The sequence below is a fragment of the Bradyrhizobium sp. S3.12.5 genome (assembly GCF_040548225.1).
GTDB lineage: Bacteria > Pseudomonadota > Alphaproteobacteria > Rhizobiales > Xanthobacteraceae > Bradyrhizobium > Bradyrhizobium cytisi.
The window spans coordinates 135,053-150,213 of record NZ_JBEPRF010000008.1 but is presented as its reverse complement, the minus strand read 5'-3'; the positions used below and the strand labels follow the sequence as shown (position 1 = coordinate 150,213).

At 62.3% G+C, this 15,161-nt stretch carries 15 protein-coding genes; 2 read left to right on the top strand and 13 right to left on the bottom strand.

Annotation, left to right across the window (positions count from 1 at the left end):
* Positions 1 to 129: 129 nt before the first annotated feature.
* The 13 genes from ABIC09_RS13745 to ABIC09_RS13685 all read right to left on the bottom strand — a co-directional run bounded on the left by ABIC09_RS13745 (position 130) and on the right by ABIC09_RS13685 (position 12,194).
* Positions 130 to 1,110 carry an AraC-like ligand-binding domain-containing protein gene (locus ABIC09_RS13745; RefSeq protein WP_354085715.1) on the bottom strand — a complete coding sequence of 327 codons (981 nt, stop codon included), beginning with the start codon at positions 1,108 to 1,110 and terminating at the stop codon, positions 130 to 132.
* Positions 1,111 to 1,239: 129 nt separating this feature from the next.
* Complete coding sequence (locus tag ABIC09_RS13740; protein WP_354085714.1) at positions 1,240 to 2,205, bottom strand: LysR family transcriptional regulator; 966 nt, start codon at positions 2,203 to 2,205, stop codon at positions 1,240 to 1,242.
* A gap of 211 nt (positions 2,206 to 2,416) precedes the next feature.
* Positions 2,417 to 3,397: a 5-oxoprolinase subunit C family protein gene (locus ABIC09_RS13735; protein ID WP_148749140.1), complete on the bottom strand. Its 981-nt coding sequence runs from the start codon at positions 3,395 to 3,397 to the stop codon at positions 2,417 to 2,419.
* The gene (locus ABIC09_RS13730; protein WP_354109583.1) at positions 3,387 to 4,262 is read right to left on the bottom strand and encodes a 5-oxoprolinase subunit B family protein; all 876 of its coding nucleotides are present in this window, start codon (positions 4,260 to 4,262) and stop codon (positions 3,387 to 3,389) included. The genes ABIC09_RS13735 and ABIC09_RS13730 overlap by 11 nt, the downstream gene beginning before the upstream one ends.
* Before the next feature lie 43 nt (positions 4,263 to 4,305).
* On the bottom strand, positions 4,306 to 5,706 hold the full coding sequence (locus tag ABIC09_RS13725) for an acetyl-CoA carboxylase biotin carboxylase subunit (protein WP_354032128.1): 1,401 nt from the start codon (positions 5,704 to 5,706) through the stop codon (positions 4,306 to 4,308).
* Positions 5,707 to 5,722: 16 nt separating this feature from the next.
* On the bottom strand, positions 5,723 to 5,965 hold the full coding sequence (locus ABIC09_RS13720) for an acetyl-CoA carboxylase (protein WP_148749137.1): 243 nt from the start codon (positions 5,963 to 5,965) through the stop codon (positions 5,723 to 5,725).
* 36 nt (positions 5,966 to 6,001) lie between these two features.
* Positions 6,002 to 6,730 (bottom strand): LamB/YcsF family protein, encoded by a 729-nt coding sequence (locus tag ABIC09_RS13715; protein ID WP_148749136.1) that lies wholly within the window; start codon positions 6,728 to 6,730, stop codon positions 6,002 to 6,004.
* A gap of 90 nt (positions 6,731 to 6,820) precedes the next feature.
* On the bottom strand, positions 6,821 to 7,972 hold the full coding sequence (locus ABIC09_RS13710; RefSeq protein WP_354109582.1) for an ABC transporter substrate-binding protein: 1,152 nt from the start codon (positions 7,970 to 7,972) through the stop codon (positions 6,821 to 6,823).
* Between the two features lie 64 nt (positions 7,973 to 8,036).
* On the bottom strand, positions 8,037 to 9,110 hold the full coding sequence (locus ABIC09_RS13705; RefSeq protein ID WP_354032130.1) for a branched-chain amino acid ABC transporter permease: 1,074 nt from the start codon (positions 9,108 to 9,110) through the stop codon (positions 8,037 to 8,039).
* A gap of 3 nt (positions 9,111 to 9,113) precedes the next feature.
* On the bottom strand, positions 9,114 to 10,028 hold the full coding sequence (locus tag ABIC09_RS13700) for a branched-chain amino acid ABC transporter permease (RefSeq protein ID WP_354109581.1): 915 nt from the start codon (positions 10,026 to 10,028) through the stop codon (positions 9,114 to 9,116).
* Between the two features lie 2 nt (positions 10,029 to 10,030).
* On the bottom strand, positions 10,031 to 10,753 hold the full coding sequence (locus tag ABIC09_RS13695) for an ABC transporter ATP-binding protein (protein ID WP_354109580.1): 723 nt from the start codon (positions 10,751 to 10,753) through the stop codon (positions 10,031 to 10,033).
* Positions 10,750 to 11,526: an ABC transporter ATP-binding protein gene (locus ABIC09_RS13690; protein ID WP_354109579.1), complete on the bottom strand. Its 777-nt coding sequence runs from the start codon at positions 11,524 to 11,526 to the stop codon at positions 10,750 to 10,752. The genes ABIC09_RS13695 and ABIC09_RS13690 overlap by 4 nt, the downstream gene beginning before the upstream one ends.
* Before the next feature lie 413 nt (positions 11,527 to 11,939).
* The gene (locus ABIC09_RS13685) at positions 11,940 to 12,194 is read right to left on the bottom strand and encodes an HAD hydrolase-like protein (protein ID WP_354109578.1); all 255 of its coding nucleotides are present in this window, start codon (positions 12,192 to 12,194) and stop codon (positions 11,940 to 11,942) included.
* A gap of 351 nt (positions 12,195 to 12,545) precedes the next feature.
* Between ABIC09_RS13685 and ABIC09_RS13680 the strand changes: the two genes are divergently transcribed.
* Complete coding sequence (locus ABIC09_RS13680; RefSeq protein WP_148749130.1) at positions 12,546 to 14,108, top strand: ABC transporter substrate-binding protein; 1,563 nt, start codon at positions 12,546 to 12,548, stop codon at positions 14,106 to 14,108.
* Between the two features lie 72 nt (positions 14,109 to 14,180).
* Complete coding sequence (locus ABIC09_RS13675; RefSeq protein ID WP_354032135.1) at positions 14,181 to 15,161, top strand: ABC transporter permease; 981 nt, start codon at positions 14,181 to 14,183, stop codon at positions 15,159 to 15,161.

Genomic DNA, 15,161 nt, shown 5'->3' with positions numbered 1-15,161 from the left:
TCGAATTGCGATCGACGATCATAGGCAGATCAGGGGCGGCAATTCTTGACGCTGAGCGCAGGAAGATTTGTGCGAGAGAGCACCAACGACCGCCGCACGGGCGCCGGCTGCCGGATGCCTAAAGGTCGGTCAGGCGCGCGAATGAGCTTTCAGGCAAGGGGCGGTGCGCGCCGCCGCGCGAGCCTCGCTCGGGGTGCAGCCGAACCGGCTGCGGTAATTCCGGCTGAACTGCGCCTGGTCTCCGAACCCCCACAGGTAGGCGATTTCCGAAATGCTCTTGCGGCAGCCGGGATCGCGCAGCATGGCGTCGGACATTGACAGGCGTTGGTTCCGGATATAGGCGCAAACGGTGATGCCTTCTCCCTCAAAAACCTGATGCAGATATCTGAGCGAGATGCCACAGCCGTCCGCGATCATTTGCGGCGTGAGTCGCATGTCGTCGAGACGCGTGCGAATGAACTGCTCGCAACGATGGAGGTGGCCGTTGCGAACGGACGAGGAATGGCCCACCAGCACGCGGTCATCCGACTCGATCACCATCGCCAGGAGATCGATGAGATGCTTGCCCATCACGGCCCGGGCCGCCTCGTCCATGTCCGCGATGCGGTCGCCGGCAAGCCGCAGCGTGTCGACGAACAGTGCACCCACGCTGCGGTTGGCGTCGAATTGCAGGGTTGCGAGGCGTTCGGGACGGGATATCCTTGCGCGCAAGACGGCGCTTGGGATCTTCAGCACCCAGAGCGCCGCCGGATCATCGTGGCTGAATTCATAGGGCAGATGGCTTCGCTCGATCACGAATGCGCCGGGCCGGCACCGGACATCCTTGCCGTCCTGCTCGAAGCGGATTTCGGCGAGCTCCGGGACCGTGATGAGGAAACATTCTTCCCGCTCGTTCACGAGGTGCCGTTCGTGGCGCCTGTAGAGCAGGCCATTCGAGACATTGCGGGAGACCGAGAGAGGGCCCATGGACCAGGCGCCCAGGCTCGCGTGGAAGTCGCGGCCGCCGGGAAAGACAAGATCAAGCGGGAAGTATGTCTTGGAGACAACGTCCTGCCAGAAATGCCGCCGATTTTGCGAGGGAACATTGCTGGTCGCATAAGTGGCCTGCATGCCGCACTCCGTCCCTGCCATCGCCCGTTCGGGCCTTGCGCTCTTTCATCGCGCCGACCGCCGTGATCGGCCCAAGCTTGGCGAGGACGACATGACGGCGTCAAATCGAAATAAGCGGGTGCCGATATCTCAGATTTCGATGGCCTCGTCCGATCGTTGTCGGTGGTCGGTGCCGACCGGAGGACGTGCCGGACCAACCCCCGCCACGGCAAAGCGCATGAAATCGCGATACGCTTTCGCAGCATCGGAAAATTCGCTGTCGCGGCGCCAGGCCAGTCCGACGTCCATGCTGGGCACTTCGTTCTCGATGACGCGGGTCTCGATCCGCTGGCCCTCGAGCGACCAGGGCCGGTAGACGAGATCGGACAGGATGGTAATGCCCATTCCGCCCGCAACCATGGATCGGACGGCTTCGACGGAGGAGGTGCGGAAGATCGTTCGCGGTTCGAGCGACAAGGCATTCCAGTAGCGCATCGACGTGTGCTTGGCTTCGTCGACGGTGAGCATAACGTAAGGGTAGGTCGCGATCTCAGCGAGATGGACGCGCTCGGCGCGTGTCAGTGGATGATCGGGAGAAAGCCACAACCGGCGCGGCGACCGCAACAACGTCTCGCTCGCAAGCATGGCGTTGTTGTGCAGGTTCGAGACCAGCATGACCGCAAGGTCGAGCGCGCCGTCGACGACGGCGCGTTCGAGCACGTCGCGCGGCATCTCGAACAGCTCGACTGTGATCCCGGGAAAGCTTGCCTGGAAACGCATCTGATGCCGCGGCAGAAAATAACCGGAAACGGTATAGGTGACGCCAATGCGCACCGTTCCGAACAGCGGACCGGCGGACATATGCGTCCCGTGGACGGCTTCGGCGACTGAAGCAAGGATCTGGCGTCCTTGCGACAGGAACCGGTTGCCCTCCATGGTGACGGTCACGCCGGTCGGGGTGCGCTCCAGCAGGCGGGCACAGACGATGGCTTCGAGTTGCTGGATCGCGGCGGTGACCGCGGATTGCGAGACATTCAGGTCGATGGCTGCTTGGCTGATACGCCCCGTCTCGGCGGCGGCGACGAAATAGCGGATTTGTTTCAGAGAAACGGACATCACGGTCGATCCGATATTTTGATTTTACCTAACTCACGAGCGGTTGAGCGCTGCTTTTGGGCGCAAAGGATTTCAATGCAACTCCCGTGCCTAGTCTGCGCGCGGGCAACTTGAGCAACACAATAGTGGAATAGCGGACGGTCAGAGCGACCAAGCGCCGTATCGGAGCTTGGTCGACCGGGGGCGCAGATACCGTACGGCCCTTCAGCGCCTACGCCAATAGAGCACTGCGAAGCTTGCCCAGCAAGCCGGCCCGGCTCTTGCGCGCCGCAAGGGCCTCATCCATCCCGACCTTGACGAACTTCACCGGAGTGTTGGGCTGGAGCTGGCCGATCAAATCCATGTCCGCTGCGATGACCGTGCCGACCATGAAATAGCCGCCGCCCGAGACCGCATCACGATGCAGCACGATCGGCTCAGTGCCGCCGGGAACCTGGATTGATCCGTAGGGGTAGCAGGCATCGGTGATGTTGGAGGGATCAGAACCGGCTCCGAAGGGCGGCTCGCGCGGCACGAATTCGAGCGGCTTGCCGCCCTTGAAGCGGTAGCCGATCCGGTCAGCTTCCGGTGCGACCTTCCAGGTGTCGCCGAAAAACCCAACGCCGGCCGTCTCGGTGATGCGGTGCCAGTAAAGCCCGGGCATCACGCGCAGTTCGGTCGGCATCGCCGCCGGCAGGCCGCGCAGCTCCTTCGCGACTGTGCGGCCATCCCTGACGGCTGCACCGGCTTTGCCGATCGGAAGTTCGTCACCGGCTTCGAGCTTCCGGCCCTTGAAGCCGCCGAGTGCGCCGAGCGCATAGGTGGAGCGGGAGCCCAGGACGAGCGGCACGTCGATGCCGCCAGCGATTGCAATATAGCCGCGGGCGCCCTGCTTGAGGAAATCGAAGGACAGCTTTTGGCCGCGCTTCACCTTGAAGCTCGTCCAGGTCTCGCGCGGCTCGCCATCGAGCTTCGGCGGCAGCTCGGCTCCGGTGATTGCGACCAGGGCGTCATCGGTGAATTCGAGCTCCGGCCCCATGAATACGGCCTCGAGGACCGCAGCGCCTTCCTCGTTGCCCACGAGCAGGTTTGCCGCGGCAAGCGCGTGACGGTCCATGCCGCCTGAGAGCGGAATGCCGATGTGATAGTAGCCGGGACGCCCCAGGTCCTGCACGGTGGTGGCAAGGCCGGGCTTCAAGACTTTAATTGCCATGGAGAACCCCCTCGAGCTTGCGGTTATAGGCGTCGATGTCGTTGTTGAACTCGGTTAGCGAAAACGAAACGTCGCGGATAACAGGCGCGAAACGGCCGGCATCGACATCGGCCACGGCAGCGTCATAGGCCGCTCGGTCGATCGGCTTCCATTTCACGATGTCGCCCGGCTTGAACAGGCACATGAAGTCGCGCAAATAGCTGATCTTCTGGTTGGGATCGTAGATCGGCATCGGCGTGATGCCGAACATCTGGTAGCCACCGGCGCCGCGTACCGAATAGATGCAGCTGAAGCATCCGCCGTGCCCGACCGTGAGCTTCGGCGTGTCCGTGCGTGGGCGCAGATATTTCGGCGCCTGGATCTGCCGCTGGCGCTCCACCATCTGGTAGAGGAACGGCAGGCCTGCGACGAAGCCGACCATCGAGACGAACCATGGCGCGCTGGAATGCGCCTTGATGAAGGCGTCGACCCCGTCGAGCCCGTTGATGCGCGCAGCATATTCGAGATCGGTACCGTTCGGATCCTGGTGGCGCTCGCGGAAGCGCATCAGGGTGTCGTGCGTCCAGGGATCATTGTAGAGCACGGGGATTTCGATGATCCGCGTCTTGATGACCGGTGCGGATGTTTCAGATGCGGAATCCAGCTGTTTCAGCTCGGCAAGCAGGTCGTCGGGCTTGATCTGATCCGGATCGAACTTGACCTGATAGGACGCATTGGCCGGGCAGATCTCGGTCACGCCCTTGATCCTGGCGTCGCGCACCGCATTGGTGACGAACAGGCCCTTGAAGAAAGCCTCCAGTGACATGGACTCAGCGACCTCGGCGAAGATGTGCTCATCGCCGCCGTAGGAAAATCGGGTTTGCATGACTAGCGGCCTCCTGTTGCTGACGGGGCGGGTTCTCTCGCGGTCATTGCGCGACCTTGGCGGTCGGTGACGGCGCCGCGGTGCCGAGCGACGACGCATGGTTTTCCAGCCATGGCTCGAGCCAGGCGGTATGAAAGCGCGCGGCCTGAACGTCGGGATCTCGCGCGAGCGCCTGATGCAGGGGCTTTGTCGTCGCCAGGCCCTCGACGCTGAGCTCGGCAAGAGCGCGCTCGAGCCGCCGGATCGCACGCGGTCTGTCCTCGTCGTGCACGATCAGCTTGCCGAGCAGGCTGTCGTAGAACGGCGGCACCGTGTAGCCCTGATAAAGCATGCTGTCGAAGCGCACGCCTTCACCACTGGGCACGCTGAGCGCGCTGATTGTACCGGGGCTCGGGAGAAAGCCCTTCGCGGGATCCTCGGCATTGATGCGGACTTCGATCGAATGACCGCGGACGCGAACCTGGTCCTGGCGAATGCGGAGCGGCTCGCCGCCGGCGATCCGGATCATCTCGCAGACGAGGTCGATGCCGGTGACCATCTCCGTGACGGGATGCTCGACCTGGATCCGCGTGTTCATCTCCAGAAAGTAGAATTCGTGACTGCGGTCGTCATAGAGATATTCGAGCGTTCCGGCGCCGCGATAGTCGACGGCCTTGGCGAGCGCGACCGCCGACGAACACAGTCTGTCGCGAACGGCCGGCGTCAGCGACGGCGAGGGCGCCTCTTCCCAGACCTTCTGACGGCGTCGTTGCAGCGAGCACTCGCGCTCGAAACAATGGATGACGTCGCGCCCGTCACCGAGGATTTGTACCTCGATGTGCCGCGCGCCTTCGATCAGCTTCTCGACATAGAGCCCGCCATCGCCGAAGGCGGCGAGTGCTTCCGCCTGTGCCTGCGGCATCAAATGATGGAATTCCTCGGCGGAACGCGCGATGCGGATGCCGCGTCCGCCACCGCCGGCCGCGGCCTTGATCATCACGGGAAAGCCGGTCTTCTCGACCAATGCGAAGGCTGCGTCGGCAGATTCCAGGCGTCCGGCGCTGCCGGGGACGGTCGGCACGCCGGCGGCTTGCGCAGCCTCCCGGGCCGCGACCTTGTCGCCCATCAGCCTGATCGATTGCGCGGTCGGGCCGACGAAGATCAGCCCCGCTGCTTCGACCGCGGCCGCGAACTCGGCGTTCTCGGCCAGGAAGCCGTAGCCGGGATGGATGGCGTCGGCGCCGGTCGTCCCGGCGGCGGCGAGGATCGTTGCCTGGTTGAGGTATGATTTTGAAGCCTGCGGCGGACCGATCTCGATCGACTGGTCGGCCAGCCGGACGGCAAGCGAGTCCTTGTCGGCCTTGCTGTAGACCTGGACGGTCGCAATACCGAGCTCGCGCGCCGCACGAATGATGCGGACGGCGATCTCGCCGCGATTGGCGATGAGGAGCTTCTGGATCGTCATGAACGCGCGAACCGTCTCAAACGTCAATCTCGGCAATCGGCTGGCCCGCCATAATGGCCTCCTCGTTCTCGGCCAGGAAGCGCAGGATCTTGCCCGCTGCGCCGGCCTTCACCTCGTTGAACGATTTCATCACCTCGATGAGACCGATCGTGTCGTGCTCCGTGATGGTATCTCCGTCGGACTTGTAGTCCGGCTTGTCGGGCGCGGGCTTGCGATAGAATATGCCCGGCAGCGGCGAGAATATCTGTTGAGTTGCCATGGGGTCCTCCTGGTCGTTCGCTTCTTCGGGTCGTTCTCACCGCGCGGTGAGATAGGGGCGGACGGCTTCGCGAACCGCGTGCGCGATCGCGACGGCATTGGGCGTGTCGGAGTGGATGCAGATCGAGTCGGCTCCGACCAGGACGTCGTTGCCGGCCACCGACCGGGTCTTGCCTTCATTCACGGCTCGCGTGCACCGCGACGCCGCATCGGCCGGATCCTTGGCCTCGTGCTCGCGCGTGATGATGAGGCTGCCGTCGGCATTGTAGTCGAGGTCGGCATAGTATTCGGCGACGAAGGTATGGCCGCGCCGCTCGTAGACCATCTGATGCAGCGTACCCTTCATGCCGAGCAGCGGCACCTTATAGACATCAGCGGCATCGGCGACGGCCTCCGCGATGTTCTCGCTGCGCGCGGCCATGCCATAGAGGGCGCCGTGCGGCTTGATGTGATTGAGCGGCAGGCCCTCGGCATCCAGGAATGCCTTGAGCGCGCCGATCTGATAAAGCAGGCAGTTCGTCAACTCCTCGCGGTCGATCTTCATCTCCCGCCGCCCAAAACCCTGCAAGTCCGGCAGTGACGGATGGGCGCCGACCTTGACGCCGAACTGCTTGGCGAGTTGCACCGTTTGCCGCATGTGATTGAAGTCGGATGCATGGAAGCCGCAAGCCACGTTGGCGACATCGATGTGGGGCATCAGCGCCTTGTCGTCGCCCATCTTGTAGAGGCCATAGGCCTCGCCCATGTCGCAATTAATCACGACCATTCTCCTGTTTCCTCTCAACGGCTTGCGTTCGATCCAAGGGGGACGGCCGCCCGCAGGTGCGACAGGCACCGCGGGCGGCGCATTGCCGATTTACTTCGACACCAGATAGTCGACCGGGATCTTCTCCGAGATGGTCCACTGATCGACCATCTTCGGCTTGCCGGCCTCGGTGTCGATGATCAGGTAACGGCCCTGGTTTTGATGGTGGATGTCCTTGTTGAAGGTGCGCGGCCCGAACAGCGTGGCCTCGTTGTTCATCTTTTCCAGTTCAGCGACGACGGCCGGAGCGTCGGTGGTCTTGGCGTGCTCGACCGCCTTGGCCCAGACGTCGATCAGGACATAGCCGGGATAGACGTACTGGCTGGAGGGATCGCCGCCCGTCACGTCCTTGTATTTCTTGTTGAACTCGTTGACCTTCGGATTGGGATCGTCGCCGTAGATCGAGCCCTGCACCGGAACGTAGAAGTTCGACAGATCCGGAATGGCGTTCAGCCAGTAGCTGCCGTCCATGCTCGAACCGTTGAGGATCATCGACTTGATGCCGGCGGCCCGGATCTGCTTGATGGCCGACACCGCGCCCGGCATCATCGTGCAGACCATGATGGCGTCGGGCTCCTTCGGCAGGCTCTTGATGCGCGTGATCTGGGACGCGATCGAAGCATCATCATTCTTGAAGGTGTCGCTTCCGGCCAGCGTCGCGTCCTTCAGCTTCGGCATCATCCAGTCGAAGCCGTCGCAGATGCCCTTGTTGTAGACGGTCCAGCTGTCGAGCAGCCGGTAGAAGCTGCGGGCATTCTTCTTGTTGTAGGCCCATTCCGCCATGGTCGCGCCCTGCACGGCCGCCAGAACGGAGCCGGAGAACGAGTAGGGACCGACGCCGGGGATGCCGGCCTTGATCGACTCGGCGCAGAGGAAGAACGAGACCTTGCCGGCCGCCTGCGCCTGGAGTGCCGCCGGCGCGCCGAAATCGTAGTCGCAGGAGACGACCACGAGATCTGCGCCCTGGTCGAGCACGGCAAGGCCGGCCTTGGCGCCCTCGGCCTGGTCGGTCTTGGTATCGGCAAAGACGGCCTTGATCTTCTTGCCGAGCAAGCCGCCCGCCTTGTTGATCTCGTCGATGCGGATCATTGCCGCATCTTGTGCCGGCTTATCATAGGCCTGCATGAAGCCTGACGCTGCGGTCGCAAATCCGATGACGATCCCGTCGGCCGCCTTGGCCGGTGCGAACCAGAGTGCGGACACTCCAGTCAGGACACCCAGTATTCTCGCAAGACGCATAACCATTCCTCCAGTTGTGTAGTGAACTTCAGTTCAGTTCCTTCATCGCCGTCCGCACCGGGCGTGACAAACGTCGCAGCATCGGCCATCCGCGCCAGGAGAACTCCTGGTTGCGGGTGAGACCGGTCGGCAGATACATCAAGATGACGATGGTGATGATGCCGATCGCGATCTCCTGGACCCCGTTCGGCAGTGCGACCTTGATTGCGCCAAGGCTGATGCCTTTTTCAAGATTGCGGAACAATTCGATCAGCACCGAGATCGTGACGACGCCGGTGACGGCGCCGCTGAGGCTGTACATGCCGCCGACGACCAGCATTGAGAGGGTGATGAAGGTCGTCCGCAGATAGAAGGCACCGGGGTTGACGATGCTGAGGAAGTGCGCGTAGAGCGCACCGGCGATGCCGATGATGAAGGCGCTGACCACGAACGCGACCAGCCGTTCGCGGACAATGTCGATACCCGAGGCGCTGGCGGCAACGGACTCATCGCGTGTGGCCCGAAGCGCGAGCCCGGAGCGGGAAATCGCGTAGAGGTAGGCGATCGCGATCGCGACTGCGGCACCCAGCCAGCCGATCCACACATTCATGGTCGGCGGGATGCCGACGATCGAACCTTGTCCGCCCGTGACCGAATCCCAGTTCGAATAGACGTTGTTGATGACGCCGAGCAGTCCGAAAGTCGCGATCGAGGCGGCAATCCCCGACAGGCGCATGATGACGCGTCCGACGACGAGCGCGAACAGGGCGGCGAACACGCCCGAAATCGGCGTGGCCACCCACATCGGCAATTGCGTGTGCAGCAGCCAGGCCGGCAGTCCCTTGAGCGTCATCGACTTCATCACGGGCGGGATCGCGAGCCATGCGGTCATGTAGGCGCCGAGGCACATGAAGCTGATGTGCCCGAACGACAGCAGGCCCGAATTTCCGACAAACACGTAGAGGCCGACGACAACCATGATGTTGATGAACATCTCGACCGCGGTCCGGTTGAATGCGCGGCTGCCGAACTGATAGCTCAGCGCAGCCATAACGAGCAGGACGACGATCAGGACGATCGGTGTCAGCATCGTTTGCCGGATGACGGACGGCCGCTTTGGCATCGATCAGACCCTCTGCTTGGCGGATTTCGGTGCAAACAGGCCTTGCGGCCGCACCAGCAGGACGACGATCACCGCGCCATAGACGAAGGCATCGCGAAAGACGCGCGCGTCGTGCGGCAGTGTCGCCTGGAAGATGACGCTGGCGGCGCCGATGATGAAGCCGCCGGCGACGGCACCGGGCACGCTGCCGAGACCGCCGATCACGGTGGCGATGAAGGCGATCAGCATGACGTTGGCGCCCATGTTGATGTCGGCGGTGCCGGAGATGGTGGCCAGGATCAATCCGATCGCCGCGGCCAGCATGCCGCTGATGGCAAAGGCCAGCAGGATGACGCCGTTGGCACGGACCCCGAGCATGCGCGCCATGGTGAAGTTTTCGGCTGCGGCGCGCATTTCGAGGCCATAGCGCGTGCGCTTGAGGAACAGCACCAGCACAGCGAGCGCGGCCAGCGTGATGACGATGGTCACGACTTGGAGCATCGGGATGTGGGCGCCGAGAAAATCGACCGGGAGGCCGAGGCTTGGCCACAGCGTGATCGACTTCGGGCGGCTCGAATAGAGCATCAGCATCAAGTGCCGGATGACGAAGCCGAGGGCAAAGGACGCGATCATCATCGTCGCCGGATTGGTGTTGCGGAAACGGCGGAATACGACGATCTCCGACAGGATGGACAGTGTCGCGCCGATCATCAGCAACAGTGGAATCAGGAGATAGAACGGCAGCATGCCGGCGAAAACGACCGCGGTTGCATCGATCGACGGCCATAGCATTGCGAACACGCAGAAGGCGATGAAGTCGCCATGGGCGAAGTTGACCAGCCGCATGACGCCGAAGATCAGCGCGATGCCGAGGGCACCCAGGGCATAGAGACTGCCGAGGCTCAGTGCGTCGAAGATGATCTGCAGAACCGCCGTCATTCTCAGTGGTCTCCGAAGCCGAAATAGGCTTGCTTCAGACGTTCGTCCTTGATCATGTCGGCCGCGGTGCCCTCGAGGACGATGCGTCCGCCGCGAATCAGGATCATGCGTCCGCCGGTCATCATGGCGCGCGTCGAGCTCTGCTCGACGATCAGCAGCGTCAGCTTGCGCTGCGCCCGTAGCCGCACCAGGATCTCGTAGACCTGATCGATGATCTTGGGTGCAAGTCCCAGCGAAGGCTCGTCGATGGCCATGATGCGCGGAGCCGTCATCAACGCACGACCGATGACAAGCATCTGCTGCTGGCCGCCGGAGAGCATGCCAGCCGCAGTGTGGCGGCGATCGGCCAGCATCGGGAATTCGGCGTAGACGGAGTCCAGGTCGCCGGCGATTCTGTGCCTGTCGGCTCGCATGCCGGTGCCGACCTTCAGATTTTCCTCGATGCTCAGTGCGCCGAAGACGTTGCGTCCTTCCGGCACCAGCGAAAATCCGCGCCGGGCGATGTCCTCCGGCGAGGCACCCGTCACGTTGGCGCCGTCCATGGTGATGGAGCCCGAGCCCGCCGGCACGACGCCGGCGATCGCGTTCAGCAGGGTCGACTTGCCTGCGCCGTTGGGGCCTGTCACGAACAGAACCTCACCTTCGGCGATCTTCAGCGTGACGCCGCGCAACGCCGTCAGGCGTCCGTAGCTGACGGTGATGTCGTCGACGGCGAGCAGCGTCATGATGCGGCGCCCATCTCGGCCGCGGGCGCCGTGATCACTTCGTCGCGCTGCGTGCCCATATAGGCGTGCCGGACCGCGTCGCTGTTGCGGATCTGCGCCGGCGCGCCGACTTCGATGATCTCGCCGGAATCGAGCACGAAGATGCGCTCGCAGAGTTCGAGCACGAGGCCGATGTTGTGCTCGATCAGCAGCACGCCCACGCCGAGTTCAGTCGCGATCCGCCTGATGATGACGGCCAGGTCGTGGCTTTCATGCTCGGACATGCCGGCTGCGGGTTCGTCGAGCAGCAAATAACGTGGCGTGCACATGATGGCGCGGCCGATGGCGACGCGGCGCTCGTCTGTGTAGGGCAGGGCGCCTGCGATCGTGCTGCCGAGATGCGATATGCCAAGCCAGGCCATCACGCGCTCGGCCTCCGCGATCGCCTCGCGCCGCGTCTGGCCCATGCCCACGCCCGTGACCTCGAGATTGTCCACGACCGGCAGGTCGCGGAAAAGTCGGCCGGACTGAAATGTGCGAGCCACGCCCTTGCGTCGAAGCTTGTGGGGCGGGATGCCATTGAGCATCTCGCCTTCCAGATCGACGGTCCCTGTGCCGACCGGCTGGAACCCCGTCAGCACGTTGATAAGTGTCGTCTTACCGGCGCCGTTGGGGCCGATCAGTCCGGTGATGCGTCCCCGCGGAACGTTGAGCGCGACTTTGGACAGTGCTTTCAAGCCTTCGAATTGGACGCTGACGTCGCGAGCGCCCAACTCCAAGCCACCGGAAGTCATCTCAACGCCTTCTCACTCGCCGCCAATCACAGACGGAGTTTTGCGTTGCGGGAGACGCTTGTAAAATTCGAAATATCGTTCGCGGATATCTGAAATTATGATGACGGTGACATTCCGGGAACGCATCGTGGCGGGGCAACGTCGATTGTCGTGCTCTGGAGTCCCAGAACAGCAAGACTGAAGCGACGGCAGGACTGGAGCTAAAAGACAGGGGCGAAGGCAAGACTTGAGTGAAGGCAAGACTTGAGAGGAAACGGCCGGATTGAAGGGAAATGAGCAATCCGGATCCGTTACGGGCGACGTCGTGTTCTCGGAATGGCTGAGGAAGGAGAGCGTCGATTGTGAAGCGAGACCCCAGAGCGGCAATGATGCGCCCAGCTGGGTCTGCATGCGCGCGATCAAGCTCGGAGTCATCATGAGAGTGGACCGGTCCGCTTGGCAGGGGCGTCGAGCAGATCAAGAAGGCTCGACACGATGCGATCAGGGACGATATCTGCGGCCGTATTGAACGGGACGTCGCTGGCGAGCAGGATGGAGTGCAGGCCCGCGGCGTTGCCGGCCGCGATATCGGTTGCGACCTGGTCGCCGATCATGATCGTTTCGTGCTTTGCGGTGCCGAGATGCGCGAGCGCCTGTTCGATCAGGGTCGGGGACTCCTGTGTCTTCAAGGCCGGGATTCCGCTCATTTCGAAACATGGGAATTATAGGCTCACCGTCACTGAGCGGCTGTTCCGTGCGTCCATCATTCCTGTCCTGCACAGTGGACAGGCGTGGCTGCCTCGGAGTTGGGCGGTGCGCTCCAGGTGATCAGGAGCCGCCGCGCGCAATCGTCGCATCCGGGAGTGTCAGCAACGGAATCGTGGAGCAGCAGGAATCGGGCAAGCACGGGCTTTGGTCTACGCTTTGCAAGTTGCGGCTAGGCAAGTTGCGGCAAGTTGCGCGACACGATCGAAACGGCTGAGTGCCCCGCGCCCTCGGCAGCAGTTTCAGCATTGCCAAAATCATCGAGGGATTAGGACATGATCAACCGTAGAGACGTGATGTTAGGTGGGCTTGCCGGTGCCGCAGCGTTTGGCTTCGGACGGGTCAATCCCGATTTTCTAGTGAACTCCGCCTTTGCAGCCGAAGGCAAGGCACTGCGATTTCTCGGCGCGGAAGCGCTGTCTGGAAATTGGGATCCGACCACGCACACCAATCTCGGTCAGTTGATCGTCGAAGGATTCGTGTTCGGCTATCTGACGCGCGCGCCGATGAAACCGGACAAGCCGGACGAGCTGATCTTCGAATTGGCCGAGTCCATGACGCCGATCGATGCGTCCACGATGGAGGTCAAGCTTCGCAAGGGCGTGAAGTTTCATGACGGCACGCCGTTTACGGCAGCCGACGTCAAGGCGACCTACGAGTATGGCTGCCAGCCCGATCGGCCGGCGCAGTGGTATCCGGGCCTCGTCACCATTGACGTCGTCGACGATTTCACCTGCCGCATCAATACCAAGGCGCACGCTTATCCGGCGGCGCTCTACTACTATCTCTCTTCGTTCCTACCGATCATGTCTGCCAAGGACATCGCCAACAAGGCGCAGTTGTCGGCTCGCATGAACGGCACCGGGCCATACAAATACGTCGAGCAGAAGGGCGACACGACCGTTCTCACCGCCAACGCCGATTTCTTCCTCGGCGCGCCGAAGATTCCCGGCGTCGAATATCATTTCGTCGGCGACACTACGACCCGGACGCTCTCGCTGCTGAACGGCTCGGCGGACATTATCGAGCGGTTGGAGCAGGAGCAGGTCGAGACGATTTCCAAGGATGCTCGCTTCAACATCCACAAGGCGGTGTCGGTCGAGAACAAATATCTGTTCTTCCGTTGCTCCAAAAAGCCGTTCGACGATCCGCGCATCCGGCTAGCGGCGTGCCACTCCATCGATCGCAAACAGGTGCTGGAAGTGCTCGGCGTCTCCGGAACCTACTCCAAGGCGCACATCTCGCCGGTGAAGTTCGGCTATACGGAGGTCGCCGATTATCCGGAATTCGATCCAGCCAAGGCCCAGAAGCTGCTGGCGGAAGCCGGTTTCCCGAAAGGCCAGGGCCTTCCCGAGCTCACCTATTACACCTCGGTCGGCTTCTATCCGAAGACCAAGGAATATGCCGAACTGATCACCGGCATGCTTCAGGAGCAGGGCTTTAAAGTCAATCTTCAGACCCTCGAAGTCGCGGCTTGGGGCAATTTGCTCTATGACAAGCCGGGTGGCGGTGAAGGCAATATGATCGACTGCGGCTGGTGCACAGGGTCGCCTGAGCCGGATCTTGTGCTGCGCACCCACTTCCACTCGTCGTCGAAGCGTATTACCGGCATCGTCGACAAGGACATCGACGCGGTGCTCGACAAGGAGCGCAACGCCACCTCCATCGAGGAGCGCAAGAAGATCCTCCAGACCGAGACGCTGCCGACCATCGCCAAGAAGGCGCCGGCACTTGCGCTGTTCACGTCGGTCTTCATCCACGCCTACAGCAAGAAGCTCGACGGCCTCTACATCTACCCGAACGGCATGCAGGACATGACCAAGGCCACACTGGCATGATGATTGCTCCGGCAGGTCGGACTTGTCCGACCTGCCGGTACTCCCCGACGAATGCAAGGGTAGCTCTTCCCGATGTTGATCCTGGAATTCCTGGTCAAGCGGATCGCGCAGGGCCTCCTGATCGTCTTCATCACCTCGTTGATCATCTTCACGCTGTTGCGCGTGGTTCCAGGCGATCCCGTCCGTCTGATCGTCGGTGGCATGGCACCACCCGACGTGGTCGAGAAGGTGGCGACCAAGATGGGGCTGCGCGATCCCATCATCGTCCAATACGGCCGCTATATGCGCGGTCTGCTCCAGGGCGACCTCGGACAATCCTATCTGCGGCCGCGTAGCGGCATGATTGCCGCCGGCGGACAATATGTCGATCCGACCAAGTCGGACATGGCGCTGGTGACCGACCTCATTCTCGAGCGTTTGCCATTCACGCTGCAATTGGGCGGCATGGCCTTGTTGTTCGCGCTGTTGATCTCGTTCCCGGTGGGAATAGCCGGCGGCCTGCATCAGCATCGATGGCAGAACGCCCTGGCGTTCGGCATGCAATCGCTGTTCGTGTCGATCCCGAATTTCTGGCTCGCGATCGTTCTGATCCTGTTTCTGTCGATCAAGCTGAAGCTGCTTCCGGCGCTCGGCTACCAGGGCTTCTCCTATGTCATTCTGCCGGCCTTGGTGCTGGCGGTGGAGATCGCGCCCTTCATCATCCGGACGCTTACGACGTCACTCGGCGAAGTGATGCAGGCGCCGTTCATCGATGAAGCCAGGGTTCGCGGCCTGTCGCGCCGCCGCATCGTCTATTCCCATGCTCTGCGCAATGCGGCGGTCCCGCTGGTCAACCTGCTCGGGATCCAGCTTTCGACCCTGATCGGCGGCGTGCTGGTGATCGAATACATCTTTGACTATCCGGGTCTCGGCAATCTGACCGTCGTGTCTGTCGTCGGGCGCGATTTCCCGGTGATCCAGGGCATCGCCATCACGACCAGCGCGGTGTTTGTCTTCATCAATATCATCGTGGATCTGGTCGCCTATCTCATCGATCCGCGCGTGGAGATCTGA

Excerpts from the sequence above, each read along its gene's own strand:
- ABIC09_RS13675 (WP_354032135.1), top strand. The coding sequence starts at position 14,181 with ATGTTGATCCTGGAATTCCTGGTCAAGCGGATCGCGCAGGGCCTCCTG.
- ABIC09_RS13715 (WP_148749136.1), bottom strand. The coding sequence starts at position 6,730 with ATGGTCGTGATTAATTGCGACATGGGCGAGGCCTATGGCCTCTACAAG.
- ABIC09_RS13690 (WP_354109579.1), bottom strand. The coding sequence starts at position 11,526 with ATGACTTCCGGTGGCTTGGAGTTGGGCGCTCGCGACGTCAGCGTCCAA.
- ABIC09_RS13700 (WP_354109581.1), bottom strand. The coding sequence starts at position 10,028 with ATGACGGCGGTTCTGCAGATCATCTTCGACGCACTGAGCCTCGGCAGT.
- ABIC09_RS13745 (WP_354085715.1), bottom strand. The coding sequence starts at position 1,110 with ATGCAGGCCACTTATGCGACCAGCAATGTTCCCTCGCAAAATCGGCGG.
- ABIC09_RS13705 (WP_354032130.1), bottom strand. The coding sequence starts at position 9,110 with ATGCCAAAGCGGCCGTCCGTCATCCGGCAAACGATGCTGACACCGATC.
- ABIC09_RS13720 (WP_148749137.1), bottom strand. The coding sequence starts at position 5,965 with ATGGCAACTCAACAGATATTCTCGCCGCTGCCGGGCATATTCTATCGC.
- ABIC09_RS13725 (WP_354032128.1), bottom strand. The coding sequence starts at position 5,706 with ATGACGATCCAGAAGCTCCTCATCGCCAATCGCGGCGAGATCGCCGTC.
- ABIC09_RS13680 (WP_148749130.1), top strand. The coding sequence starts at position 12,546 with ATGATCAACCGTAGAGACGTGATGTTAGGTGGGCTTGCCGGTGCCGCA.
- ABIC09_RS13740 (WP_354085714.1), bottom strand. The coding sequence starts at position 2,205 with ATGTCCGTTTCTCTGAAACAAATCCGCTATTTCGTCGCCGCCGCCGAG.
- ABIC09_RS13735 (WP_148749140.1), bottom strand. The coding sequence starts at position 3,397 with ATGGCAATTAAAGTCTTGAAGCCCGGCCTTGCCACCACCGTGCAGGAC.
- ABIC09_RS13695 (WP_354109580.1), bottom strand. The coding sequence starts at position 10,753 with ATGACGCTGCTCGCCGTCGACGACATCACCGTCAGCTACGGACGCCTG.
- ABIC09_RS13730 (WP_354109583.1), bottom strand. The coding sequence starts at position 4,262 with ATGCAAACCCGATTTTCCTACGGCGGCGATGAGCACATCTTCGCCGAG.